Here is a 2,866-nt window from a genome sequence, read left to right as displayed (position 1 = left end):
CTGCTTATATCTATCACCTTTCCTTTACCGTGTGCCGCTGCTGACGTTTCAGTTCCGCCAGTATATCCGGCGGGATACGGTCAACCAGCCGCTGTAAATTGTCCAGTTCGCTTTTCAGCTTTGCCCGTTCCATCGTATCTTTCATCTTTCCTTTTTCGCTGGCCTTTGCCCTTGCTTCCAACTTCTCATTCTCCGCCAGCAGGTCATTGATTGTGACCTTGTACTTTTTCAACTGCCCGGAGAAATTCTCCATCTGCGGGAACCACTTTTTCAGCATGGAGAGGGCTTCCTCTTTTTTCTTTCCGGCGTTCAGCGGGTTAATGCCGTCCAGTGTGGCTTCAATGGCTCTTGCCTGCCGGGAGAGGGAAACCGCCTGTTTGAAAAGCCGGGTGGGGATATGCTTCCGGCCTGTCCTGCTGGCGCTCTCCCCACGCTCCAAGTCAGGATATTTCTCCACCATATAGGCGTGAAAATCGTCCTGCCACTTCGTCAGGTTTGCCCGGTTGCCGATAATCTCCTTTGCACACAGGCGGTTGTCCTTTGTCAGCGGAACAAAGGTCAAATGCAGGTGGGGCGTTTTCTCGTCCATGTGTACCACCGCCGACACGATATTTTCCCGTCCTACCCGGCCAATGAGGAAGTCCGCCGCCCTCTGGAAAAACGCCTGTATCTCCTTTGGGGATTTCCCCTTGAAAAACTCCGGGCTGGCAGTTACCAGCGTATCGACAAACCGTGTGCTGTCCTTGCGGGTTCGGCACCCGGCCTGTTCAATGCGGTTTTGAATGAAATGATAGTACCTGCCCTCTGGCTTGACGATATGAAAGTTGTACTTGCTCCGGCTTGTGTCAATGTCGGGGTTGCTGGCGTATTGTTCTTTCTGTCTTTCGTGATGGGCTTCCAGCGGCCTTGCCGGGTTGCCCTTGTGCTTCTCAAACCGCAAAATTGCGTGTTGTGCCATTCTGCTCCTTTCCCCATTCCTTTCCTATCCGGGGTTTTCCACAGGGAAAATCCCGCAGAAATTAGCTCGGATAGGATTGGAATGGATAGAATATAAATAAATCTTTTTAATCTTTGTATTTCTATATACCGTCCGGTTTTCGTACTTCCGGGGAGTGATTTCCTCACTTCATAAGTACGGTTTTCAGCCCTCCGGCGTACCAGAACCGGATTTCTTGAAGTCGGTGTTTGGAACCGCTTCATAGGATTTTGGGAAAATGCGGTTGGGTTTTCCACAGCCCTGCTTCTGGATCTCCACCAGCCCGGCGTATTGCAGTTCCCGCAGGGTGTTTACCGCTTTCTGCCGCCCACAGTGGAGCAGGTCAACCACCTCGCAGATGGGATAGTACAGATAAATCCGTCCGCAATCATCCGCCCACCCATTCTTGCGGGATAACTCTGTCCGGCGCAGGATAAAGGCGTACAGAACCTTTGCCTCGTTGGACAAGGGCTTGAATGTGGGGGCTTCAAAGAGGAAATTCGGGAGCCGGGTGAAGCTGAACGCCTTTTCCGGCTGATGGATATAGATGGTATTTGTCATAGTGCGTTTTGTGGACGGTTAGAAGCCCGTTTTCCGGGGCGGGCGATACTTTATACCACCAGCCCCGGTTTGGGGCTTGCGAAGCCTGATAAATCAAGGCTTTTTTCGCTCCTAACTGTCCACAGCAGACCTCCTTTTCCGTTCACTTTCTGTTTTCTGCCGCCTGTGAACTCTGGCGGCACAGCCGGGGCAGTATTTTGCCCGGTTGGATTTGGGGACGAACACACCGCCGCAGACCTCACAGCGTTTCAAGTCCTTATCCCGGAAAATCTCCGCTTCCAGCGTCCCGTCCAGCGGCAAGACCGCCCAGCGGAACCACTTACAGCAGACCGAGAAAGAAATCGTCTGCGGACAGGTGCAGGTGTCCCCATCGTCAAGGACAATGCAGTTGCCGTCCTCACAGCAACAGCACTCCCGGCGTATCAGGCTGGCCGCCTGTTTTCTCTGCGCCGGGGTCATGCGGTAAAGGGAACCGTCCGGCCTGCGTTCCAGCGGCGGCAAGTCTTTATAGGGGTTATCTCTCATGCGTTCCCTCCATTTTGCTTTCCGTTGCCGTTCTCCCCGAAAAGGTTTCCTGCCCCATTCCTGCGGCGTGTTCCGGCGTTGGCACGCTCCTCGCAACTTCGGGACATTTTGTCCCGAAGTCCGACTCCTTGCGGTGCTTCCCCAGCCGGGGTATTCCTTTTCGGACGGTCATTCTGTTTTCAAGGTGCCGTCCATCGATGAACTACCCTAAGTCTACACGAAAAAAATGCAATTCCCGGAATATTGCGAGAATTGCATTTTGATGAAGTTTACACTTTGGAAATTGCATTTTTGCAATCATTCTGTATAATGGAAGTATGCGGAGGAGGTGCGTATCTATGGCTTTACCCGGAACGCCCGGACAGCGGATTTCCGATTTATGCAACGGGAACCACATCACACAAAAGGAACTTGCGGAGAAGATAGGCGTTTCCGCTTCCCAGTTGAGCCGCATTGTCAGCGGCGAAACAAGAACGGTCAGCAGTGATATTCTCATAGGTGTGGCAAAGGAATTTAAGGTATCGACAGACTACATACTGGGCTTGTCTACCGTGAGCGTTCGTAAAAGCTACGATATTTCTGAATTAGGCTTGTCCGAGGGAGCCGTGAGGGGGCTTGTGACGGGTGCTGTTGATGTGCAAATCCTCAACCGCCTGTTGGAACACAGGAATTTTCCTAAGCTGATAGATTTGATACGGATTTATTTTCAGGATACGGCGGCAAAGGGCATAACAGCAAGAAACCAGCTTATCGAGATGGCAACGGCTTCCCTGTCCGACCTGATGAAAGAACACCCGGAACACC

At 52.2% G+C, this 2,866-nt stretch carries 4 protein-coding genes; 1 reads left to right on the top strand and 3 read right to left on the bottom strand.

Translation table 11 applies throughout. From position 1 onward, the window contains the following. Positions 1-13: 13 nt before the first annotated feature. The 3 genes from mobV to FYJ45_RS29080 form a co-directional block, all read right to left on the bottom strand. A complete protein-coding gene (mobV, locus tag FYJ45_RS29095) occupies positions 14-958 on the bottom strand; it encodes a MobV family relaxase (RefSeq protein ID WP_002334814.1) in 945 nt (314 codons plus the stop codon). Positions 959-1,141: 183 nt separating this feature from the next. After that, a complete protein-coding gene (locus tag FYJ45_RS29085; RefSeq protein WP_002588752.1) occupies positions 1,142-1,537 on the bottom strand; it encodes a replication initiator protein A in 396 nt (131 codons plus the stop codon). A 111-nt stretch (positions 1,538-1,648) separates the two neighbouring features. Then, positions 1,649-2,062 (bottom strand): cysteine-rich VLP domain-containing protein, encoded by a 414-nt coding sequence (locus tag FYJ45_RS29080; protein ID WP_002588751.1) that lies wholly within the window; start codon positions 2,060-2,062, stop codon positions 1,649-1,651. A gap of 338 nt (positions 2,063-2,400) precedes the next feature. Here FYJ45_RS29080 and FYJ45_RS29075 point away from each other — a divergent pair. Next, on the top strand, positions 2,401-2,866 hold a 466-nt coding region (locus FYJ45_RS29075; protein WP_154468409.1), incomplete at its 3' end, for a helix-turn-helix domain-containing protein.

Origin of the sequence: Eisenbergiella porci, from assembly GCF_009696275.1 — a bacterium.
In the GTDB taxonomy this organism is placed as follows: Bacteria; Bacillota; Clostridia; order Lachnospirales; family Lachnospiraceae; genus Eisenbergiella; species Eisenbergiella porci.
Note: the sequence above shows the minus strand (reverse complement) of the source record. Positions and strands in the feature narration are given on the sequence as shown.

What these genes read in the sequence shown, in the direction of transcription:
- mobV (WP_002334814.1), bottom strand. Translation starts at nt 958, where the DNA reads ATGGCACAACACGCAATTTTGCGGTTTGAGAAGCACAAGGGCAACCCG.
- FYJ45_RS29085 (WP_002588752.1), bottom strand. Translation starts at nt 1,537, where the DNA reads ATGACAAATACCATCTATATCCATCAGCCGGAAAAGGCGTTCAGCTTC.
- FYJ45_RS29080 (WP_002588751.1), bottom strand. Translation starts at nt 2,062, where the DNA reads ATGAGAGATAACCCCTATAAAGACTTGCCGCCGCTGGAACGCAGGCCG.